The following is a 21,499-nucleotide window of genomic DNA, read 5'->3' as shown; positions in this document are numbered from 1 at the left end:
CTCGACCTGCGTCTCGACCGCGCCAACGAACAGTGGGGCGTGCGTCAGCTGTTCTTCCGCTGCGGCTCGGCGGTGGTGGAGATGGGCGCCAGCCTCAAGCTGCCGGTGTCCGACGCCCCTGACCGCTTCGGCGGCCTGGCCTGGCGGGTCACCGACGCCGACGCCGTCCAGGCCCGGATCGCCGCGGCAGGTTTTGACGTCTCCGAGGTGCGCAAGGGCCGCAAGCCGGGCACCCGCATCTTCACGGCCCGCAATGTGGTCGGCGGCGTGCCGACCGTCCTGATCCAGCAGAACGCCTCGTCATGATGTGGCGGCTGGCCATCGCCCTGGCGGTCGCCGCCACGCCGGTGGTCGCGCAACCGCTACCGGTTCAACTCGTCGATGGCGCAGTCTGGACCGTGACCTCGGTTCATGCTCGCGAGGAAAGCAAGGGCGGAACGACCACCGTTTGGGAACTCACGACGAAGAAACATCTGCGCCTCAGCGGCAAGGGCAAGGCGCGCCGCCTCACCTCGACGCTCTTGTCGGCCACGGCCTCGCCAGGTTCGCCCGCCGAGCTCGCACAGGCCTATAGCCAATTCGTCCCCGCCGTCTTCGAGGTGGACGACGCCCTGACCCCCGGGGCCATCACCAACATGCCCGAGGTCCGGGAGGCGTTCGTCAAGGCGACCGGTCTGGATACACGTGGGACCGAAGATCTTGCGGACACCAGCGCCAGGATCATGGTCTCCAATGATCTCCAGTTGGCGGCCCTGGGGCAGGGCGGCGATCTGGAGTTAGGCGAACCCGTCGCCTATGACGAGAGCCTGCCCAATCCGTTCGGTGGGCCGCCAATCACCAGCAAGGGCGTGTTCACGCTCGAGGCCTACGACAAGGCCCTGGGCCGGGCTGTGATCGCGTGGCGGCAGGAGATCGACCCGGCGTCGCTGCACGCCAGCATGCTCGTCGCAATTCCGGATCTGTCCAAACGCCTTGCGCCGGACAAGGTCGCGGAAGCCAAGGCCGTCTTCGAGCAGATGAAGCTGGAGCGCTCGACGGTCTGCCGGCACGAGATCGACATCCCGACCGGCCTCGCTATCTCGGCGCAATGTACAACCCGCGTGGTGTCCGGCTTTTCCGGCGCGACGAGTTCCGTCACCGACCGTTGGACCATCACCCAAACCCTGCCCGAGACGATCCGATGAAAGCCTTCACCAAGCTCGATGCGCGCATGGCCCCCCTGGCCATGGCCAATATCGACACCGACCAGATCATCCCCAAGCAGTTTCTCAAGACGGTGGAACGCGAGGGCCTGGGCAAGGGCCTGTTCTACGACTTTCGCTTTGACGAGCAGGGTGTGGAGAAGTCCGACTTCGTGCTGAACCGGCCGGAGTACAAGGGCGTCGGCGTCCTGGTGGCGGGCGACAATTTCGGCTGCGGTTCGAGCCGCGAGCACGCGCCCTGGGCGCTGCTGGATTTCGGGATCAGCTGCGTGATCTCGTCCTCCTTCGCCGACATCTTCTACAACAACTGCTTCCAGAACGGCCTGCTGCCGGTGGTGCTGAAACCCGATGAGGTCCAGGCCCTGATGGAAGAGGCCAAGGGCGGCAACCACCTGGTCACCGTGGATCTCGCCGCCCAGACCGTGGTCTCGCCCTCGGGCGCCAGCTTCAGCTTCCAGATCGATCCTCAGCGCAAGGCCAAGATGCTGCAGGGCCTCGACGCCATCGGCGAGACCCTGACCGCCGTCGTCGACATCGACGTCTATGAGAGCAAGCGCGCGCTCTCCGAGCCCTGGCTTGAACGGGCGTGAGCATCATCATCGCCGGGACCGTCCGTGTCCCGCCGGAGAACCTCGAAGCCTTCCGGCCGCACATGCTGGCCATGCTGGCGGCCAGCCGCGCCGAGGACGGCTGCCTGGAATACTCCTACGCCCAGGATGTGGCCGATCCCGGCCTGATCCGGGTCTATGAGGCCTGGCGCGACCAGGCCGCCATCGAGGCGCATTTCCAGCAGCCGCACATGGCGACCTGGCGGGCCGCCTGGCCCCAGTTCGGTGTTGGCGACCGCCGGCTCTTCGCCTACGAGACCGCCTCAGAACGCGCGCTCTAGGCTCTCTCCAAGGCTTTCCATATGACCGACCTCCTCCTCCTGCCGGGCGACGGCATCGGACCCGAAGTGACCGCCCAGGTGCGTCGCGTGGTGGCGGCGCTCGCCCCCGACCTGAAGGTCGAGGAGCGGCTGTTCGGCGGATCGAGCTATGACGCCCACGGTGTGCCTCTGACCGACGAAGCCCTGGAGACCGCCAAGGCCTCGCGCGCCGTGCTGATGGGCGCGGTCGGCGGCCCTCAGTGGGCCGGCGTTCCCCGCGACAAGCGGCCCGAGGCCGGACTGCTGGCCCTGCGCGCCGGCATGGAGGTGTTCGCCAACCTGCGTCCGGCCCTGTGCTTCCAGCCTCTGGCCGACGCCTCCAGCCTCAAGCGCGAGGTGGTCGAGGGCCTGGACTTCATGATCGTGCGTGAGCTGACCGGCGGCATCTATTTCGGCAGCCCGCGCTTCATCGAGGACCTGCCCACCGGCGGCAAGCGCGCCGTCGACACCCAGGTCTACACCACCGCCGAGATCGAGCGGGTGGCCCGCGTCGCCTTCGAACTGGCCCGAGGCCGCCGCAACAAGGTGACCTCGGCCGAGAAGTCCAATGTGATGGATTCAGGCCTGCTCTGGCGCCAGGTGGTCACCGACCTGCACGCCCGCGACTACGGCGATGTCGAGCTGGAGCACATCCTGGCCGACAACGCCGCCATGCAGATCGTCAAGAACCCCAAGCAGTTCGACGTCATGGTCACCGACAACCTGTTTGGCGACATCCTGTCGGACATCTCGGCCCAACTCACCGGCTCGCTGGGCATGCTGCCCTCGGCGGCGCTGGGCGTGGCGGGCAAGCCTGGCCTCTATGAGCCGATCCACGGCTCGGCGCCGGATATCGCCGGGCAAGGCCTGGCCAACCCGTTGGCCGCCATCCTCTCCTTCGAGATGGCCCTGCGCTGGTCCCTCGACCGCGCCGACCTGGCCGACACCCTGTTCGCCGCGGTGAACAAGGCCCTGGAAAATGGCGCCCGCACCCGCGACCTGGGCGGCGCGCTCACCACCGTCCAGATGGGCGACGCGGTGCTGGCGGCGCTCTAAAGGCGCCGGTACTCGATCCGCGAGCCGTCCTCGAGCTTGCCCTTCAGGGCGGCCCACACCCCGGTCTCGTCATAAAAGTCGTCGATCTCGGCCTCGCCGCGCACCGCCCACTGGGTGGCGCTGACCTTGCGGGTGGTGACCTTCAGCAGCTTGCCCTCCTGGGGGTTGAACAGGGGGCCTGAGAAGACCTCCGGATTCCAGTGGGTGAAGGGCCGCACGCCGGCCGGGCCGGTGATCCTGCCCTTGGCGGTCTCGATGATGACGCCGGCCTCGGTGCGCCGCGCCGAGACGCGCTCGGCCTTGCCGTTGGAATCGGTGGTGGTGTCGAGGCTGGCGAAGCGGCCCCCGGTCCAGCGCTCCACGGCATGGTGGCGATAGCGGAACACCGGGACCGGGCCGAGCTTCACGGTCATCCGTACGTCTGTGGTGACGGTGGGGGAGGCGGGGTCGCCGGCGAAGCTCATCCGATGCTCCCCGATCAGCGTCCCGTTACGCAGGACCTGGAAGGCGAGACGGCGGCCCGGCGGCGTGGCGGCGAGGGCGAAGCCGGGCAGGGCGGCCAGGCCGCCGGCGAGAAGGAGGCGTCGATCAATCATCCCCCTGCTACGCGCGAACCCGCATCCTGGATGCAGTCAGAGCCCCGCGCGCCCGGTCTCGCGCCCTCGGTCCGAAAGCGTCCAGGAGACGGAGGCGCCTCTCGTCAGCGGTCTTGCCAAGCGCCGCCGTGGACGGCGATATCGTCGGAAGGATCTGAGGGAATGCGTCGATGGCCCACTGGCTGATGAAGTCCGAGCCCAACAAGTTCAGCTATGACGACCTGGTGCGCGACGGAAAGACCGTCTGGGACGGGGTGCGCAACAACCAGGCGGCGCTCTATCTGAAGGCCATGAAGGTGGGGGACGAAGCCTTCTTCTACCACTCCCAGATCGGCCTGGAGGTGGTGGGGATCGCCAAGGTGGTGCGCGAGGCCTTCCTCGATCCCAGCGACGCGGCGGGCCGCTTCGTGGCCGTGGAGGTGGCCCCGGTCCGGGCGCTCAAGCAGAAGGTGAGCCTGACCCAGATGAAGGCCAATCCGGCCTTGGCCGAGATGAAGATGTTCCGGCAGTTCCGGCTGTCGGTCTGCCCCGTCGAGCCTGCGGAGTGGAAGGCGATCCTGGGCATGGCCGGCGAGGCCTGATTGTGGCGAGGTTCTGGGCGGGGCTCGGCTTGGCGCTCGGCCTTGCCGGCGCCGGCCATGCCCAGCCGGTGGAGCCGGCGCCGGAAATCCTGAGCGCGCCACCGCCGGCCTGGGCCCAGGCGTCCTCGATGATGACCCGGCTGCTGGAGACTTCCGCGCCCTCCAGTCTGGCGGTCTATACGACGATGGCCGGGGACAAGGACAAGCAGGGGCTGTCGGTCGGCGCCCTGCAGTGGAACTTCGGCCAGGGCACCATCGCCGACCTGATCGACCGCGTGCCCGATGTCGAGGCCCTGGCGTCCGTCGCGATGCCCTTCCACGGCGCAGACTTCGTCAAGTACGCCCGGATGTCCCGCGATCCCCTGACCCGGGCCGAGGCCCTGGCCTGGACGCGGTCGGTGCAGGAGGATGGCGTGATCTCGCCCGAGTTCGCAATTGAGCTGGAGGGATTCCTCGGCGACCCGGCGGTGATGTCCGCCCAGGACGACGGCGAGCAGGTGTTCCGCGCCTCGGCCTGGAACCTGGCGACCACCTGGTCCCTGAGCCTGCAGGGGCGGCCGCAGCCGCGCTTTTCGGAATACGCCTTCTTCTACGACATGCGGGTCCAGGCCGGCGCCCGCTACCTGGCGGAGATCGAGGCGGTGATGGCCAAGCTCGCCACCTTCAAGGCCGGCGAGACGCGGGATGTGGATTTCGTCTCCCGGGCCCGGACCGGCGCGGCCTTCGTGGCCATGAAGAATGACGTGGCCTGCGCCATCCCCACGGCCAAACGCCCCAACCTGGCGGCGGGGCACGTCTGGGACGGCCAGGCCAACTGCGCGATCTGGCGGGCGATGATCGGGAGCGGCGAGACACAGGCGCCGGACCGGGAGCTGCTCGTCCTGGCCTTCCTGCGCGCCTATGTCGGCTCCGACGAATTCGCGGTGAACCTGTTCAACCGCAAGGGCCTGTTCGCCACCGGCCGCGGTTTGGCCAACGGGCGCTCCTGCGACTTCCGGGGCCTGTTCGCGGCCTTGGAGGCGGGCGAGAGCGTGAGCGCCGATCAGGTGTCGGGGGCGTGCCGGGCGCCGAAGCCCGGCAAGGGCTAGGCGGCAGGCTTCTCGGCCAGGGCCACGGTCATCTGGGTCTGGATGACGATGGCCACCAGCCGCCCGTCCTCGCCGGTGATCCTCGTCTGCCAGACGCTGGAGGAGCGGCCGACGTGCAGGGCGCTGGCCTCACCGGTCACCGTGGTCCCCGCCTTGGCCGAGCCCACGAAGTTGGTCTTGCTCTCGATGGTGGTGGTCCGCGATCCGGCCGGCAGGTTCAGGAAGCCGCCGACCGCGCCCAGCGCATCGGCGAACGCCATGATCGCCCCACCGTGCAGGATGTGGCCGGAAGTGCAGAGATCGGCGCGGACCAGGAGTTTGCCGATCACCTTGTCCTTGGAAGGATCGGTGATCTCCACGCCCATCAGGTTGGCGAAGGGCATGCCGGTGTCTTGAGCCATGGAGTTTCCTCAGAGAACACGTTTCTTGGGGACGACCTTAGCCTGCTTCGCGCGCGGCAAAAGCGCCGTCCAGCTTGCGATTTCGGGCCCGCGAGCGTAACGGAACGCTCCGCTTGAAGATCAGGAGAGACCCCGATGGGCTATCGCGTAGCCGTCGTCGGCGCCACGGGCAATGTGGGCCGCGAAATGTTGAACATCCTCGAGGAGGTTCAATTCCCCATCGACAAGATTCACGCCATCGCCAGCCGCAAGTCGATCGGCGTCGAGGTCTCGTTCGGCGAGAAGATCATCAAGTGCCAGGACGTGGAGCAGTTCGACTTCTCCACCGTCGATGTGGTGCTGATGAGCGTGTCCGGATCCTTCTCCAAGGAATGGTCGCCGAAGATCGGCGCCGCCGGCCCCATCGTGATCGACAATTCCTCGGCCTTCCGGATGGACCCCGACGTCCCCCTGGTGGTGCCGGAGGTGAACCCGGACGATGTGACCTGGGCGCACAAGAAGAACATCATCGCCAACCCCAACTGCTCCACCGCCCAGCTGGTGGTGGCGCTGAAGCCGCTGCATGACCGGGCCAAGATCAAGCGGGTGGTGGTCTCGACCTACCAGTCGGTCACCGGGGCCGGCAAGGAAGGCATGGACGAACTGTTCGACCAGACCAAGAACGTCTTCGTCCTGGGCGCGACGCCGCCGAAGAAGTTCCCCAAGCAGATCGCCTTCAACGTCATCCCCTTCATCGGGTCGTTCCAGGACGACGGCTACACCGACGAAGAGCAGAAGATGTGGAACGAGACCCACAAGATGATCGATCCGGCCATCAAGTTGACCGTCACCTGCGTGCGGGTGCCGGTCATGGTCGGCCACTCCGAAGCGGTGAACATCGAGTTCCACGAACATCTCGACGAGGACGAGGCCCGCGACCTGCTGCGCGAGAGCCCCGGCCTGATCGTCATCGATAGCCGCAATGACCAGGGCTACATGACGCCCAAGGAAGCCCAGGGCGAGTTCCCGGTCTATGTCAGCCGCATCCGCAATGACACCACCGTCGAGCACGGCCTGAACCTCTGGGTCGTGGCCGACAACCTGCGCAAGGGAGCCGCCCTCAACGCGGTGCAGATCGCCCAGCTGCTGCACGAGCGCGGTCTGCTCAAGACCAAGGCCATCGCCTAAGACGACCTTGCGCTTCGGCCCAGGATTCCTGGGCCGAAGTCCGCCAGCTGTTGCGCGATTGGCCCTTGTCCGAACCCCCGCCCGTCCTAGGTAGGGAAACCGCAACACACTGACGCTTCGAAAGCCCGCCCGCCGTGCCTGAGTCCGCCTCGATCCACCGCACGGCCCTGGGCGCAGGCATCCTTTGCTACTTCATCTGGGGTTTCGTGCCCCTGGCCTTCCAGGTCATCGGCCATCTTGGGGTCGGCCCCTGGGAAACCCTGGCCCACCGCACCATCTGGGGGGCGCCCACGGCGCTGATCTTCGTGCTGCTGGCCAAGCAGTGGACCCAGGTGGTGGGCGTGTTCCGACAGCCGAAGGTCCTGGCCTGGCTGGCCCTGTCGGCCGGCCTGATCGCCGTCAACTGGATGGTGTTCATCTGGGCGGTGAATTCCGGCCGGGTGCTGGAAACCAGCCTCGGCTACTACATCACCCCGCTGATCAACATGGCCGCCGGGACCCTGTTATTCCGCGAACGCATGGACCGCATCGGCGTCGCCGCCATTGCTCTGGCCGTGGTGGGCGTGGTGATCCAGGCCGTGGCCCTGGGCCACCTGCCCCTGGTGTCCCTGGCGCTCGCCTTCTCCTTCGGCGGCTACGGAGTGGTGCGCAAGCAGGTGGCGGCCGACGCCCAGACCGGGCTGTTCATCGAGTGCCTGCTGCTGGCCGTGCCAAGCTTCTTCTTCGTGCTCTGGCTGGAGGGCCAGGGCGGCGGCCACTTCCTGGCGTCCCCGGCCACCATTGGCTGGCTGATCGCCTCGGGACCGATCACGGCGGTGCCCCTGGTGCTGTTCGCCTGGGCGGCGCGGCGGATTCCGCTGTCCTTCATGGGCTTCCTGCAGTTCATCGGCCCCACCATCGCCTTCGCCATCGGAGTCAGCCAGGGTGAGGCGTTCACCCCGCTGCGGGCGATTTCCTTCGGGTTCATCTGGGGCGGCGCGGTGATCTTCACCTACGGCGCCTGGCGGCGCTCGCGGGCCCTCCCAAGTATGCTCGTCGCCTAAAGCGACCCGTAGGCGGCCTCGATCAGGGCCTTGGGTCGGTGGTCGCCGAGCAGGTCGGTGGACTGGCGGTTCATCACATAGGCGCCCGCCAGACCTGTCTGCGGATCGGCGAAGATGCAGGAGCCGCCCCAGCCGGAGTGGCCAAAGGTCTGTTCTCCCTGGCCCCACACCTTCACGGCTGAATTGCGCATGAAGCCCGCCCCCCAGCTCATCTCGAAGGGCAGGACCAGATCCGGGCCGTGGATTCGCTCCCGCGAGGCTTCCGCGATCAGGGATGGGGACAGGATCACCTCCCCGTCCAGCCAGCCGTCATTGGCCAACGCCCCGAACAGGCGGGCCAACGCGAGGGCCGTGGCGTGGCCATTGGCCGAAGGGATTTCCGTACGCCGCCATTCTGCCTGGCCCCGTCCGCCGGCCGAGGACCAGGGGGTTAGGAAGGCCGCCCGCGTGGCCTCGTTGATCACCCCGAACTTGGCGGGTCCGTTGGGGCGTTGCATGTCGGCGGCGCGGTCGTGCTCGGAGTCCGGAAGCCCGATCCACAGGTCGAGCTCGAAGGGAACCGCCAGGTCCTGGCGAAGGGCCGCGCCCATGGTCCGGCCGTCCACCCGCCTGAAGATTTCCCCGGCGATGTAGCCGAAGGTCACAGGGTGGTAGCCGCTGGCGGTTCCCGGCGGCCACAGCGGCGCCATGGCCGCCAGCTTGGCGCAGATGGCGTCCCAGTCGAACCACAGGGAGGGCTCCATGGGATCGGGGAAGCCGCAGAGCCCCGCCTGATGGCTCATGGCCTGCTCCACGGTGATGGCGGCCTTGCCGTTGGCGGCGAATTCCGGCCAGACGCTGGCGACGGTCTGGCCGTAGTCCAGTTTTCCGGCGTCCACCAGCCGGGCGATCAGCAGGGCGGCGATGGCCTTGGTGCTGGAGAAGATGGTGGTGAGGGTCTTGTCGTCGAAGGGTTTCGTGCGCTGACGATCGGCGAAACCCGCCCAGAGGTCGACAAGCGTCTCGCCGCCATGAACCAGGGAGAAGCGGGCGCCCAGCTCCTCGCCGCGCTCGAAATTGGCCTCGAAGGCCTCACGCACCGCGGCGAAGGCGGGCGGGCAGGTCCCGAAGATCTCGGTCCCGCTCAGATCAGCCGCTCCATGCGCACGGTGGGCGAGGCGGCCTTCAGCCGCTGGGACATGGCCACGATGGGCAGTTCGGCGACGTTCCAGATCTGGGCGGCGCTGATGGTCTCGGCCACGCCGCCGACGGCGCGGGCGAGCGCGTAGGAGGTGGTCAGTCCGTCGATCAGGGCGGCGCCGAACAGGGCCGACAGCAGGTCTCCGGTGCCCTTGGGCGCGCTATCGGCGCGGGGGTGCGCCGCCAGCCAGGCTTCCTTCTTGTCGGCGTAGATCACCCCGATCTCGCCGCCGCGCTGCACCGAGGAGACCATGACCGGGCGGCCCAGCAGCCGGGCGGCGTGCAGGGCCTGGGTGGGATCGCGGGTCTCGGCCCCGGTCATCCGCTGAAGTTCCCAGGCGTTGGGGGCGATGACGTCGGCGCGGGGCGCCAGCTCGCTGATCACCGCCTCGGCGACGTCGGCGGCCACGTAGAGCCCCTTGCCGGCGTCACCAAGGGTGGGGTCGACGATGATGATGGGTCTGCGGACGCCGGTCTCACGCGGGGCGGCGCGCACGGCGTCGATGGCGCGGGCGGCGGCGCGGACCTGGGCGGCGGAAGCGAAGTAGCCGGTGAGCACCAGGTCGGTCTGGGCGAACAGGCCGTTGGCCTCAATGCCGTCCAGCATCCCCTCGATGGCTTCCACGGGCACCGAAGCCCCGCCGGGGGCGCCCCAGCCCGGATGGCGGCCATAGAGGACCGTGGGGACCACCATGGTGTCGATGCGGAAGGGCGCCAGGGCCTGGGCCTGGGCGGTCCCGCCGACACGACTGGCGGCGACATGACTGGAGATGACGAGCGCGAGCGGCATGGCAGGTTTGTTAGCCGAGCCCTTGGGGCGGCGCTAGCCGTACAAACAAAACGTCATTCCCCCGGCGCTTGGGGGGCTCGGCGGACTGGAGATACGCCGGCGCCGGGAGAATGACGAAGTTGGAGAGCCTAGACCACGATGATCTGGGATCGAGACGATCCCAGATCATGAACGTGATCGGTCTTTTGGTTAGAGCGGGATGCGAGCGGAAAACCGGTTCCCACTTTTCCTCATCCCGCTCTAGTAGCGGTAGTGATCCGGCTTGAACGGGCCGGCGGCGGGCACGCCGATGTAGTCGGCCTGGTCCTTGGAGAGCGTGGTCAGCTTGGCGCCCAGCTTGCCCAGGTGGAGCATGGCCACCTTTTCATCGAGGTGCTTGGGCAGGGTGTAGACCTTGGTTTCGTACTTGGCGCCGTTGGTCCACAGCTCGAGTTGGGCGAGCGTCTGGTTGGTGAAGGAGGCGCTCATCACGAAGCTGGGGTGGCCGGTGGCGTTGCCCAGGTTCACCAGGCGGCCTTCCGACAGCAGGATGATCTTCTTGCCGTCCGGAAACTCGACGTGGTGGACCTGATCCTTGATCTTGTCCCACTTGAAGTTCTTCAGGCCGGCGACCTGAATCTCGCTGTCGAAGTGGCCGATGTTGCAGACGATGGCGTTGTTCTTCATCCGACGCATGTGGTCGACGGTCAGAACGTCCTTGTTGCCGGTGGCGGTGACGAAGATGTCGCCCTTGTCGGCGACGTCTTCCATGGTCTGGACCTCATAGCCCTCCATGGCGGCCTGCAGGGCGCAGATCGGGTCGATCTCGGTGACGATGACGCGGGCGCCGCCGTTGCGCAGCGAGGCGGCCGAGCCCTTGCCCACGTCGCCGTAGCCCAGGACCACGGCGACCTTGCCCGAAAGCATGACGTCGGTGCCGCGGCGGATGGCGTCCACCAGGCTTTCACGGCAGCCGTAGAGGTTGTCGAACTTGGACTTGGTGACGCTGTCATTGACGTTGATGGCCGGGAACGGCAGCTCGCCGCGTTCAGACATCTGGTACAGGCGGTGGACCCCCGTGGTGGTCTCTTCCGACACGCCCTTGCAGGCGTCGCGGATGCCTGAATAGAAGCCGGGCTTTTCCTTGAGGTAACGCTTCATCACCGCGAACAGGGCCTCTTCTTCCTCGTTCTGCGGGTTGGCCAGGACGCTGATGTCCTTCTCGGCCTTGGGGCCCAGCACGCAGAGCAGGGTGGCGTCGCCGCCGTCGTCGAGGATCAGGTTCGGGTAGCCGCCGTCATGCCATTCGAAGATGCGGTGGGCGTATTCCCAGTATTCCACCAGGTTCTCGCCCTTGATGGCGAAGACGGGGGTGCCGGCGGCGGCGATGGCCGCGGCGGCGTGGTCCTGGGTGGAGAAGATGTTGCACGAGGCCCAGCGGACTTCCGCGCCCAGGGCTTCCAGGGTCTGGATGAGCACGGCGGTCTGGATGGTCATGTGCAGGGAGCCGGCGATGCGGGCGCCCTTCAGCGGTTGGGCCTTGCCGAACTCGGCGCGCACGGCCATCAGGCCCGGCATCTCGGTTTCGGCGATATCGATTTCCTTGCGACCGAAGTCGGCGAGGGTGATGTCTTTCACGACATAGTCGGTCATCAGGGCTTCCTGTCGGCGCAAATGCAATTGCGGGCTCTATAGCCGCGCGCGGGCAAGCCTGCAACTAACATATAAAGATATCCTTATATGGCAGGCTCAGCGCCAGAACGGCTTGGCGTCGGCCAGGACCTTCATCTGCTTGGCCGCCGCCTTCAGCGCCTTGGGCCGCCAGGCCTCGCGGGCGGCCAGCAGGTCACGGGCGGCGGGCGAGTCGGTCGGGGCGAGCTTCGCCACCAGGGTGGTGGCCACCGCCGCGTCGTTCAGGTCGCCGAGGGTGTCCTGCAGGGCCCTCAGCTTCTTGATGAACCGTCGGCCGGTCTGCGCCGTGAACAGCGGGGCGAAGGCCTCGGCGGCGTAGCGCAGCTTCTTGGCGGCGATCCGCAGCCTGTGGCGGCCCGCGTCGTCCAGACCCTTCACCTCGCGGCCCAGTTTCGAGAATGTTTTCCAGCGACGCTCCAGGGCCTTGGCGGCGAAATCACGGGCCGACCGGTGGCCGCGCTCGGCCTCGCGCCAAGCGCCGGTCTCCACCCAGGCGGTGGTCTCCAGCACCAGGTCGCGGAACCGCTTGGAGGCCACGGCGGCGCAGGCCTTGGCGTGAGCTTGGGCCCGGGCGGCGGCCACCTTGGGGGCCAGCGGCGGCTTGTCCCCGGCGATCTCGATATTGTCCTGGGCGAAGACGTCCAGGTCGCGGGCCTCGTTGCAGGCGGCCGACAGCCATTTGAGTTCAGCCTTCAGGAGACGGGGGTCTCCTACCACCGTCTTGAAGGTGCTCATGGCGCTGCGCAGCCGGCGCACAGCGACCCGAAGCTGGTGCAGGGCCTCCTGGCTCTCGGCGTCGCGCAGCACCACGCCATTGGCGGCGATCTGCACCAGGGCGTTGCGGGCGATGGTCTGGAAGGCTTCGCCGGCGCGCCCGCCCCGCCGCAGGGGCGCCTTGTCGTGCCGCCGGGGTTCGCGCGCGGTCCCGGCGCGCAAGGCCTGACCCTGGGAGGCCTTGCCGTCGAAGGAGAGGTAGAGGGGGGCGGTCACCGAAAGTTGACGGGCCAGGGCGAACAACGCCGCAGGATCCCCGGCCTTCAGCTCCAACTCCAGTTCACAGACGGGACGCCGCTTGTCGCCCGTGGTGATCTCCCCCTGGTCCAGGGCCAGCTCGATCTCCGCGCCCCCATAGGTGAAGGTCCGCTGCTGGCGGGTGACGCGGACCGTGAAGACCGGCTCCAAGGCCTTGCGATGGGCGGGTTTCAGAGCCGATTTCACCGCCGGCATGGTCAGATCCAGGGTTTCCCCCGCGATCTTCGCCTCATGCTCCTCACGGGCGAAGCCGTCGCCGCGCTTCAAGGTCTGGATCCGTTTGCCGTTGCTTTCGCGCAGGCGCAGCGAGATGTGGGCGGCGCGCAGGCGGCTGTCGGGGGTGTCGAAATAGACGGCGGTCAGGTGCTTGGTTTCCGCAACCCCCACAGGGGCCGCGGCCAGCAGGGCGGCGACGTCCTGCGGCTCGCACAGGAACTTCAACTCGATTTCGTCCGCGCCCATGCGCTACACGCTCCTCGTCGCCCGACTCAAGATGGGCGCCCAGACCCGAGGAGTGCACCATGAACGCCCCCTTCAACGCCGTCCTTGATGAAACGCAGCCACGGCACGATTGGTCCCTGGATGAAGTTGAGGCGCTGTTCGAGCTGCCGTTCATGGACCTGGTGTTCCGCGCCGCGCAAGTCCACCGGATGTGGTTTGATCCCACCGAGGTGCAGCTCTCCCAGCTCCTGAGCGTCAAGACCGGCGGCTGCCCGGAGAACTGCGGCTATTGCAGCCAGTCCCAGCACTTCAAGACCGCGACCACGGCGTCGAAGCTGCTGGACGCCGACACGGTGATCGCCGCGGCCACCGAGGCCAAGGCCGGCGGCGCGCAGCGCTTCTGCATGGGCGCCGCCTGGCGTGACCTGAAGGACCGTGACGTGCCCAAGGTCGCCGCGATGATCTCAGGCGTGAAGGCGCTGGGCCTGGAAACCTGCGCGACCCTGGGCATGCTGACCCGCGACCAGGCCCAGTCCCTGAAGGACGCCGGCCTCGACTACTACAATCACAACCTCGATACGGGCCCCGACTACTACGACAAGGTTGTCACCACTCGCACCTACCAGGATCGCCTCGATACGCTGGAGGCTGTGCGCTCGGTGGGTATGAACACCTGCTGCGGCGGCATCGTCGGCATGGGCGAGACGCGCCGCGATCGGGCGGGCCTGCTGCAGACCCTGGCCACCCTGCCGGCTCACCCGGACTCTCTGCCGATCAACGACCTGATGCCCATCCCCGGCACGCCCCTGGGGGATTCCACGCCCGTCGACGGCATCGAGTTCGTTCGCATGATCGCCGTGGCCCGCATCCTCTGTCCGAAGACTGTGGTGCGGCTCTCGGCCGGCCGCGAGCATATGAGCCGGGAGCTGCAGGCCCTGTGCTTCCTGGCCGGCGCCAATTCGATGTTCATCGGAGGCCGCCTGCTCACCACCGCCAACCCGGACAAGGACACTGACGCGGCCCTGATGGCCGACCTTGGCCTGCGGCCGATGACCATGGGCGCCTCGGCCTAGGTCTTTGCAGATGGCATGGCGGTGCTAGCATCGCCGCCATGCCCACGCCGCACCAACAGGCCGAAGCCCAACTGACCGCCTACGCCCTGAGCCTGCCGGAGACCGACCTGGCGCCGGGCTGGACCGACACTCGTTACCTGCGGGTGCGGAGCAAGGGCTTCGCTGTGTTCGGCGACAAGGGCGAAGCCCCTGACGCCCTGACCCTGACCTTCAAGCTGCCGATCTCCTACGAGATGATCCAGGACCTGCCCTTCGTGCGGCAGGGTTCGCCCTGGTACCGGCAGTACAAGTGGGCCATCGCCCACTTCGGTCCCGACGATGACATTCTGGCCGAGCTGGACACCCTGAAGGGCTGGCTGCGGCAGAGCTATGTGGCCATGGCGCCCAAGGCCCTGGGTCGGCTGCTGACAGAATCGGGCGCGTGACCGATTAATCTCTTGGCCGTTGTCGGCCTGGGCGGTCCTATTTCGTCCTTTAGGCTAGCTTGACCACTCGCCTGTCCCTATCTGGCGGGCTTGCCTGAAGGACCCGAGCGCGCGTGCAGCCGATCATATCCGTGAAGGGTCTCTCCAAGACCTATGCCGGGGGCTTCCAGGCCCTGAAGAACATCGACCTGGATATCCGCAAGGGGGAGATCTTCGCCCTGCTGGGCCCCAATGGCGCGGGCAAGACCACGCTGATCAGCATTATCTGCGGCATCGTCAATCCGGGCTCGGGTCAGGTGTTGGCCGACGGCCATGACATCGTCGCCGACTATCGCGCCGCCCGCGCCAAGATCGGCCTGGTGCCGCAGGAGCTTTCCACCGACGCCTTTGAAAGCGTCTGGGACACCGTGAAGTTCAGCCGCGGCCTGTTCGGCAAGGCCCCCGACCCCGCCTATATCGAGAAGATCCTTCGCCAGCTCTCCCTGTGGGACAAGAAGGGCGAAAAGATCATGGCGCTCTCGGGCGGCATGAAGCGCCGGGTCATGATCGCCAAGGCGTTGAGCCACGAGCCGCAGATCCTGTTCCTGGACGAACCCACAGCCGGGGTCGACGTCGAGCTTCGCCGCGACATGTGGGAGATGGTCCGGGGCCTGCGGGAGAGCGGCGTCACCATCATCCTGACCACCCACTATATCGAGGAGGCCGAGGAGATGGCCGACCGGATCGGGGTGATCACCGGCGGCCAGTTGATCCTGGTGGAGGACAAGGATGTCCTCATGCAGAAGCTGGGCAAGAAGCAATTGACCCTGCACCTGCAGGAGCCGCTCGAGGCCCTGCCCCAGGAACTCGCGGACGAGCCGCTGGAGCTGTCGGCCGATGGGGCGGAGCTGGTCTACACCTTCGACACGCAGAGCCAGGAGACCGGTATCGCCGACCTGCTGCGCCGCCTGGCCAGGCACGGCATCGATTTCAAGGACCTACAGACCAGCCAGAGCTCGCTGGAAGAAATCTTCGTCAGTCTGGTGAGGGCCAAGTGATGAACCTGCACGCGATCCGCGCCATCTATCACTTCGAGCTGGCCCGCACCTGGCGCACGGTGCTGCAGTCCATCGCCTCGCCGGTGATCTCCACCTCGCTCTATTTCATCGTCTTCGGCTCGGCGATCGGCTCGCGGATGACCCAGATCGACGGCATCAGCTACGGCGCCTTCATCGTGCCGGGCCTGATCATGCTGTCGATCCTGACGGAGAGCATCTCCAACGCCTCGTTCGGCATCTACATGCCCAAGTGGTCCGGCACGATCTACGAGGTGCTGTCGGCGCCGATCTCCCCCATGGAGATCGTCATCGGCTATGTGGGGGCCGCGGCCACCAAGTCGGTGATCCTGGGCCTGATCATCCTCGCCACAGCGCGGCTATTCGTGCCCTTCACCATCGCCCACCCCTTCGTGATGTTGGCCTTCCTGGTGCTGACGGCGGTCACCTTCTGCCTGTTCGGCTTTGTCATCGGGGTCTGGGCCGACGGTTGGGAGAAGATGCAGATCGTGCCGATGATGATCGTGACGCCGCTGACCTTCCTGGGTGGCAGCTTCTATTCCATCAGCATGCTGCCGCCGATCTGGCAGAAGATCACCCTGTTCAACCCGGTGGTGTACCTGATCAGCGGCTTTCGCTGGAGCTTTTACGGGATTTCCGACGTCAATGTCGTGGTCAGCGTCGCGGCGACCGTCGGCTTCCTGCTGCTGTGCCTGGGCGCGGTGTGGTGGATCTTCCGCACGGGGTACAAGCTCAAGGCGTGAAGGCACGCCGCGCTTGCCGCTACGGCCCGCACCTCCACATCGCCCAGGCACGCGATGCCGCAGCCGGCGCCCAGGCTCCAATACCGGGTGCGGTGTGAAATATTGCCGCATCCCGGCCAGCCAAGCTTGTTATCCTCTGACGGCCTGCTTCTGTGCAGGGGGGGTCCAGCATGCGCGCCCGCGCCAACCTTGCGGATAATGCGATCCGTGCATCTTTCGGGTTGGCCACACTCGCGATCCTGCTTTTTGGGTGGGCGCTGTTCGACATCTCGGAGAAGGCCCTCCGCGATCAGGCGATGGTGCAAGACTCCGAACAGGTGCTCCAGAAAATTTCCGGGCTGCGGGAATCCCTGGCCCTTGCAGAATCCGACCATCGTGGATTGCTCCTGACGGGCGACGCGCAGTTCCGGGAGGCGCGTGATACTGCGCTGTCCCATCTGAAGCAACACGCCACGGCAATCCAGGATGCAGCTGCATCCGATCCGATCCAACTTGCTCGCAGCCAACGCCTTGTCACGCTGATCGACAAGCGCATTGCAATCATGCAAAACACCGAACGACTCCGCACCTCGGGCGGCATCGCCGCGGCAATTCGCGCGTTTGCGGGCCGCTTGCCGGAGCAGGCAAATGGGCAGATCAATGATCTGGTCATCGAACTGGCGGAGCAGGAAACCCGGTTGCTGGCAGCGCGCCAAAAACGCGAGCGGGAAGGCCAGGCAACGATGCGCCGGATCCTGATGTCGGCGGGCGTGGCGCTGGTTGCCATCCTGCTGCCCTTGATGTGGGGGATTACCCGCCAGTCCCGGGACCGGCAAAAAGCGGAATTGCGGTTGCGGGCCATTGCGCACAGCCTGCCCGGCGCGGTGTATGTTTTCCGATTGACTCCGACGGGTGTCGGCGCCTTCGAGTTCGTGAGCATCAATGCCAAGGATGTGCTCGGGATCGCGCGCGAGCAGGTCCTGGGCGACCCTGATACCGTCCGCCAACTCGTCTTCGAAGAAGATCACGAACGGATAACCGCAGCGATCGTGCGATCCGCGGGAGAACTGTCCGCCCTCGAAGTGGATTTTCGAATTCGCAAGGGCGCCGATGCCTTCCGCTGGCTGCGTTCTTCTGCCATCCCGGTGCGCCAGGCCGATGGTGACGTGGTGTGGCATGGATATTGGTTCGACATTACCGACACCAAGGATGCCGAGCAGGCGTTGCAACACGCAAAGCAGCGGCTGGAGGATGCCCACAACGTCGCCGGCCTGGGCGACTGGACGTGTGACCTGGCGACCGGCGCCGTGACGTGGTCCTCCCATGTCTACGACATGCTCCAGCGTGATCCGGCGCTCGGCTCCCTCAATCTGGAGGAGGCTGTCGCAATCTTCGAGAACGGTGCAGAGGCGACGGCCGATGCCTTCTTCAAGGCACAGGAATCCGGGCAATCACAGGCTTACGAAATGAAGACCCGGCTGCCGGCCGGCGGCGTCTCGGCAGTACATGTGATCGTGGTGCCCACGCTGGACCAGACGGGCGCCGTGATCGGCATGCATGGCACGATCCAGGACATCACCGTGCGCAAGGCACTGGAGGAGCGACTGTCCCTTGCGAAAGAGGCTGCGGACGTCGCCAATCGTGCGAAGAGCGAATTCCTGGCGACGATGAGCCACGAAATCCGCACGCCGCTGACCGGCATGCTCGGGCTCCTGGAATTGATCGGCTTGATGCCGCTAAGCGCTGACCTGCGCACTGCGCTCGAGGGTGTACGCGAATCCGGGATCGCCCTGCAACGGATCATCGACGACATTCTTGATTTCTCCAAGGTCGAGGCGGGCAAGCTCGAGATTCGCCCGGAACCGACGAGCATCGACGAGATCGTTTCCTCGGTAAACCGAGTGTACGGGGGCCTTGCGAAAAGCCGGGGGCTGGAGTTCCGCCAACATCTGGACCCGCGGGTGAGTCGCTCCGTGATGGTGGACGGACTGCGGCTGCGGCAAATCCTGAGCAATTTCCTCAGCAACGCGATCAAGTTCACGCCCAGTGGACACGTCGAGCTCCGGGTGGAACTGGCGGAACGCACGGGAGACCTGGAATCCTTGCGGTTCCATGTCGAAGACACGGGCATCGGGATTTCCCCCGAGCGCCAGGAGCGCTTGTTCAATCCGTTCGAGCAGGCCGAGGAAGACATTGCCAAGCGCGTCGGGGGAACAGGCCTCGGGCTCTCCATTTGCAGGCGCCTGGCCGAGCTGATGGGGGGCAAGGTCAGCATCTCGAGCGAACTTGGCAAGGGCACGATCCTGAGGCTTGACCTCACGGTCACTGTCAGTGCGCTCGTTCCGGAGCCCTTGATGCACACGGAGGAAGTCGTTCCAGGCACGTCCTTGCCGCCACCGGCATACGCGGCAGCGCCGCCTGCTGCTGGGCAGTTGGTCGAAGGCCCACTGGTACTGGTCGTCGATGACCATCCGATCAACCGCATGTTGATGGCCAGGCAACTGAATACACTCGGGTACGCTGCCGAGGAAGTCGAGAGTGGCGCAGAAGCCCTAGAGCAATGGAGCACCGGCCGCTTCGCGCTGGTGCTGACGGATTGCCACATGCCGGAAATGAGCGGTTACGACTTGAGTCGACGCATCCGCGAGATGGAATCGGCACGCGGCGGTGGACGAACGCCCATCATTGCCTGCAGCGCCAATGCGATCCGCGGGGTGCGCCAGGATTGCCTGGATGCGGGCATGGACGAGTACGTATCCAAGCCCACTTCGCTGGCGACGCTATCGGAAGCATTGGGACACTGGCTGCCGCGACCCGAACCGCGGGTCGATGCGCAGGCCGGAGTGGAGAGTCCTCAAGACGTGCAACTGCCCGCCGGAAGCGCACCGGAGGCAGGCCCGTCACCACACGGATTGCCCAAGGGCGGCGGTGCCGCCAACCGCCGGGTCGCCGAGCACTTCCGGCGGATCAACGACGTGGATGTGCAGCGATTGATGCAGGCGATTGAACAACGCGACATGGCCACGATCGCGCACCTGGCCCACCGCATCAAGGGTGCCTGCGGTTTCATCGGTGCGAGCAACCTCGCCTCCATCAGCGCTATGGTTGAACAAGCCGGGCGGTCGGAGGATGGCCCCGCGATTGATTGGCTGATCGACATTTTTCAAACAGAACTGGAGCGATTGAATGCCCATCTCGACGCAGCCTGACGACGAGACCCTGAAACCCCGGGGAGACAACCTGACGCCCGCAAAGGGCCTGAGCTTCCTCGTCGCGGAGGACCACGAGTTCCAGCGCAGCATGATGGTGCAGATGCTCGAGGACCTCGGCGCCAAGGCCGTCCATGAGGCAGAAGACGGCCGCTCGGCATTGGAAATAACGCACGAGCTGGCTCATCCGTTCGACATTATCGTCACCGACATCGACATGCCTGGATTGGATGGCATGTCCTTCATCCGCCGCCTTGGGGAAGCCAACGTCGGGGCATCCTTGATCGTCACCAGCGGCCTCGACAGGTCGCTTCTGGACACGATCGAGACGATGAGCGCGGCCTACGGCATGCGCTTGCTGGGTACCGTGGAAAAGCCGCCCACGCCGGAGCGATTCGCCGAACTGATCGCACTGCACTGGCGGGCCAAGCCCAACTCGGAGAGAACCAGGATTGGCGAGGACATATTCAGCCTCGAGCAAGTACTCGCAGGACTCCACGCAGAAGAATTCGAACCGTTCTACCAGCCCAAGATCGATTTGAAGAGCCGTCGCGTGAAAGGATGCGAGGCGCTGGCGCGCTGGCGTCATCCGCACAGCGGGGTCATTTTGCCCCACAGCTTCCTGACACTGCTGGAGGACAACGGCTACATCAGCGAACTCACCTGGATCATGCTGGCGCAAAGTGCCCGCGATTGCCGAATCTGGCGGGAGTCAGGACTGGACCTCAATGTTTCCGTCAATCTATCGGTCAAGCAATTGGCAGATCCGGCGATCGCGGATGCGATCACATGGCAGGTCATCAACCAGGGGCTTGAACCGCGACACATGATCCTGGAGATCACCGAATCTGCCGCGATGACCGATGTCGGTCACATGCTGGAGAACCTGGCTCGCCTGCGCATGAAGGGATTCGGATTGTCGATCGACGACTACGGCACGGGTTACTCGTCCATGCAGCAACTGACCCGTATCCCTTTCACTGAACTGAAGATCGACCAGTCCTTCGTCAAGCATGCCGCACATCAGGAATCCAGTCGCTTGATCATGGAGTCCAGCCTGGAAATGGCACGCAAGCTGGGGATCGTCTCGGTGGCGGAAGGCGCAGAAACGCAGGCCGACTGGGACCTGCTGCGTGACTCAGGGTGCGATCTTGCCCAAGGCTTTTTCATTGCGCCACCCATGCCCTCAGCCGCCTTCCCTGACTGGGTGCATGACTGGGCATAGCCCGCTCCTGTCACCGTGAGCGGGCACGATCCATGAACTACTGTCGGCACCGTTGTCGCGGCTGGAGATCGTGATTGGCTACGTTGGCGCGGCGGTGACCAAGTCCGTGCTGCTGTGCCTGCGCGCAGCCTGGTGGATCCCGCACGGGGTACAAGCTCAAGGCGTGAGGCGGCTGCCAGGGCAGCTCGCAGCCGACCTTGGGATGGCCAACAAGCCCGCCGCGATCAGCAGGTGCGCAGCGATCGACAGGCCGCTGGCGGCGTGGGCATCGACGATGGATGCCGGCAGCCAGGCATCGACCAGGCCATTGCCCAGGTTCCAGCCCCAATGCAAGCCAAGTGCAACCCACAGGCTGCCGCTGCGCCACAGTGCCGTCGCGTAGGCCACGCCGAAGCAGAACAGCACCAGCCACTCGACTGGCCCGTTGCCGAGCCGGTAGATGTGGTTGAGCACATAGATGACGCTGGATGCGAGCACGAAGACCACACCGCCGCGCCAGCGGATGTCGGCGGCGCGATACCAGAATCCGCGCGTCAGGATGTCCTCGGCAAGCGATGCCACGAAGGTGGATAGCAGCAGCATCGGCAATGCGGCGAGCAGGCCCATCCAGGTCGCGCTTGCCGTACCGGTATCGGC

At 66.0% G+C, this 21,499-nt stretch carries 22 protein-coding genes and 1 pseudogene; 16 read left to right on the top strand and 7 right to left on the bottom strand.

All coding sequences use genetic code 11. The features are described 5' to 3' along the window. The 5 genes from AAC997_RS20270 to leuB all read left to right on the top strand — a co-directional run. The coding region (locus AAC997_RS20270; RefSeq protein ID WP_340647517.1) for a hypothetical protein at window positions 1-306 on the top strand (306 nt) is incomplete at its 5' end. Then, window positions 303-1,184: a hypothetical protein gene (locus AAC997_RS20265; RefSeq protein ID WP_340647516.1), complete on the top strand. Its 882-nt coding sequence runs from the start codon at window positions 303-305 to the stop codon at window positions 1,182-1,184. The genes AAC997_RS20270 and AAC997_RS20265, both read left to right, overlap by 4 nt. Further along, window positions 1,181-1,792: a 3-isopropylmalate dehydratase small subunit gene (leuD, locus tag AAC997_RS20260; RefSeq protein WP_340647515.1), complete on the top strand. Its 612-nt coding sequence runs from the start codon at window positions 1,181-1,183 to the stop codon at window positions 1,790-1,792. The genes AAC997_RS20265 and leuD overlap by 4 nt, the downstream gene beginning before the upstream one ends. Next, window positions 1,789-2,091 carry a putative quinol monooxygenase gene (locus tag AAC997_RS20255; protein WP_340647514.1) on the top strand — a complete coding sequence of 101 codons (303 nt, stop codon included), beginning with the start codon at window positions 1,789-1,791 and terminating at the stop codon, window positions 2,089-2,091. Before leuD ends, AAC997_RS20255 begins: the two co-directional genes overlap by 4 nt. Before the next feature lie 21 nt (window positions 2,092-2,112). After that, entirely contained in the window at window positions 2,113-3,165 is a 1,053-nt protein-coding gene (gene leuB, locus AAC997_RS20250; RefSeq protein ID WP_340647513.1) for a 3-isopropylmalate dehydrogenase, read from the top strand. Here the strand turns inward: leuB and AAC997_RS20245 are convergent. Beyond that, window positions 3,162-3,761: a DUF6134 family protein gene (locus AAC997_RS20245; protein ID WP_340647512.1), complete on the bottom strand. Its 600-nt coding sequence runs from the start codon at window positions 3,759-3,761 to the stop codon at window positions 3,162-3,164. The two genes, leuB and AAC997_RS20245, sit on opposite strands and share 4 nt — an antisense overlap. Window positions 3,762-3,931: 170 nt before the next feature. Between AAC997_RS20245 and AAC997_RS20240 the strand changes: the two genes are divergently transcribed. Then, window positions 3,932-4,342, top strand: coding sequence for an EVE domain-containing protein (locus tag AAC997_RS20240; protein ID WP_340647511.1), 411 nt, complete (start codon window positions 3,932-3,934; stop codon window positions 4,340-4,342). A gap of 2 nt (window positions 4,343-4,344) precedes the next feature. Then, the gene (locus AAC997_RS20235; protein ID WP_340647510.1) at window positions 4,345-5,430 is read left to right on the top strand and encodes a hypothetical protein; all 1,086 of its coding nucleotides are present in this window, start codon (window positions 4,345-4,347) and stop codon (window positions 5,428-5,430) included. On the opposite strand, the gene AAC997_RS20230 is transcribed toward AAC997_RS20235, so the two are convergent. After that, window positions 5,427-5,831 carry a PaaI family thioesterase gene (locus AAC997_RS20230; RefSeq protein ID WP_340647509.1) on the bottom strand — a complete coding sequence of 135 codons (405 nt, stop codon included), beginning with the start codon at window positions 5,829-5,831 and terminating at the stop codon, window positions 5,427-5,429. The two genes, AAC997_RS20235 and AAC997_RS20230, sit on opposite strands and share 4 nt — an antisense overlap. A gap of 135 nt (window positions 5,832-5,966) precedes the next feature. Between AAC997_RS20230 and AAC997_RS20225 the strand changes: the two genes are divergently transcribed. Both AAC997_RS20225 and rarD read left to right on the top strand, forming a co-directional pair. Next, complete coding sequence (locus AAC997_RS20225) at window positions 5,967-6,998, top strand: aspartate-semialdehyde dehydrogenase (protein WP_340647508.1); 1,032 nt, start codon at window positions 5,967-5,969, stop codon at window positions 6,996-6,998. Window positions 6,999-7,132: 134 nt separating this feature from the next. Next, window positions 7,133-8,041, top strand: a complete 909-nt coding sequence (gene rarD / locus AAC997_RS20220) for an EamA family transporter RarD (RefSeq protein ID WP_340647507.1) — start codon at window positions 7,133-7,135, stop codon at window positions 8,039-8,041. Here rarD and AAC997_RS20215 read toward each other — a convergent pair. The 4 genes from AAC997_RS20215 to AAC997_RS20200 all read right to left on the bottom strand — a co-directional run bounded on the left by AAC997_RS20215 (window position 8,038) and on the right by AAC997_RS20200 (window position 13,175). After that, entirely contained in the window at window positions 8,038-9,120 is a 1,083-nt protein-coding gene (locus tag AAC997_RS20215) for a serine hydrolase domain-containing protein (protein WP_340647506.1), read from the bottom strand. The two genes, rarD and AAC997_RS20215, sit on opposite strands and share 4 nt — an antisense overlap. Window positions 9,121-9,164: 44 nt before the next feature. Beyond that, window positions 9,165-10,010, bottom strand: coding sequence for a bifunctional hydroxymethylpyrimidine kinase/phosphomethylpyrimidine kinase (locus tag AAC997_RS20210; RefSeq protein WP_340647505.1), 846 nt, complete (start codon window positions 10,008-10,010; stop codon window positions 9,165-9,167). Between the two features lie 240 nt (window positions 10,011-10,250). Beyond that, window positions 10,251-11,642 carry an adenosylhomocysteinase gene (gene ahcY, locus AAC997_RS20205; protein ID WP_340647504.1) on the bottom strand — a complete coding sequence of 464 codons (1,392 nt, stop codon included), beginning with the start codon at window positions 11,640-11,642 and terminating at the stop codon, window positions 10,251-10,253. A gap of 96 nt (window positions 11,643-11,738) precedes the next feature. Further along, window positions 11,739-13,175 carry a CHAD domain-containing protein gene (locus AAC997_RS20200; RefSeq protein WP_340647503.1) on the bottom strand — a complete coding sequence of 479 codons (1,437 nt, stop codon included), beginning with the start codon at window positions 13,173-13,175 and terminating at the stop codon, window positions 11,739-11,741. Window positions 13,176-13,234: 59 nt separating this feature from the next. On the opposite strand from AAC997_RS20200, the gene bioB reads away from it, so the two are divergent. The 7 genes and pseudogenes from bioB to AAC997_RS20165 all read left to right on the top strand — a co-directional run. Continuing rightward, on the top strand, window positions 13,235-14,227 hold the full coding sequence (gene bioB / locus AAC997_RS20195; protein WP_340647502.1) for a biotin synthase BioB: 993 nt from the start codon (window positions 13,235-13,237) through the stop codon (window positions 14,225-14,227). Between the two features lie 38 nt (window positions 14,228-14,265). After that, window positions 14,266-14,652 (top strand): MmcQ/YjbR family DNA-binding protein, encoded by a 387-nt coding sequence (locus tag AAC997_RS20190; RefSeq protein ID WP_340647501.1) that lies wholly within the window; start codon window positions 14,266-14,268, stop codon window positions 14,650-14,652. A 113-nt stretch (window positions 14,653-14,765) separates the two neighbouring features. Continuing rightward, window positions 14,766-15,689 (top strand): ABC transporter ATP-binding protein, encoded by a 924-nt coding sequence (locus tag AAC997_RS20185; RefSeq protein ID WP_340647500.1) that lies wholly within the window; start codon window positions 14,766-14,768, stop codon window positions 15,687-15,689. Then, window positions 15,689-16,450 (top strand): ABC transporter permease, encoded by a 762-nt coding sequence (locus tag AAC997_RS20180; RefSeq protein ID WP_340647499.1) that lies wholly within the window; start codon window positions 15,689-15,691, stop codon window positions 16,448-16,450. The genes AAC997_RS20185 and AAC997_RS20180 overlap by 1 nt, the downstream gene beginning before the upstream one ends. Window positions 16,451-16,620: 170 nt before the next feature. After that, window positions 16,621-19,638 carry an ATP-binding protein gene (locus AAC997_RS20175; RefSeq protein ID WP_340647498.1) on the top strand — a complete coding sequence of 1,006 codons (3,018 nt, stop codon included), beginning with the start codon at window positions 16,621-16,623 and terminating at the stop codon, window positions 19,636-19,638. After that, window positions 19,616-20,863, top strand: a complete 1,248-nt coding sequence (locus AAC997_RS20170) for an EAL domain-containing response regulator (RefSeq protein WP_340647497.1) — start codon at window positions 19,616-19,618, stop codon at window positions 20,861-20,863. Before AAC997_RS20175 ends, AAC997_RS20170 begins: the two co-directional genes overlap by 23 nt. A gap of 19 nt (window positions 20,864-20,882) precedes the next feature. Next, window positions 20,883-20,984: pseudogene (locus tag AAC997_RS20165) on the top strand (sugar ABC transporter permease); the annotation flags it as partial. 35 nt (window positions 20,985-21,019) lie between these two features. Here the strand turns inward: AAC997_RS20165 and AAC997_RS20160 are convergent. Then, window positions 21,020-21,499: CPBP family intramembrane glutamic endopeptidase (locus AAC997_RS20160; RefSeq protein ID WP_340647496.1), on the bottom strand; the 480-nt coding region annotated here is incomplete at its 5' end.

The organism is Phenylobacterium sp., assembly GCF_037968635.1.
In the GTDB taxonomy this organism is placed as follows: Bacteria; Pseudomonadota; Alphaproteobacteria; order Caulobacterales; family Caulobacteraceae; genus Phenylobacterium.
Note: the sequence above shows the minus strand (reverse complement) of the source record. Positions and strands in the feature narration are given on the sequence as shown.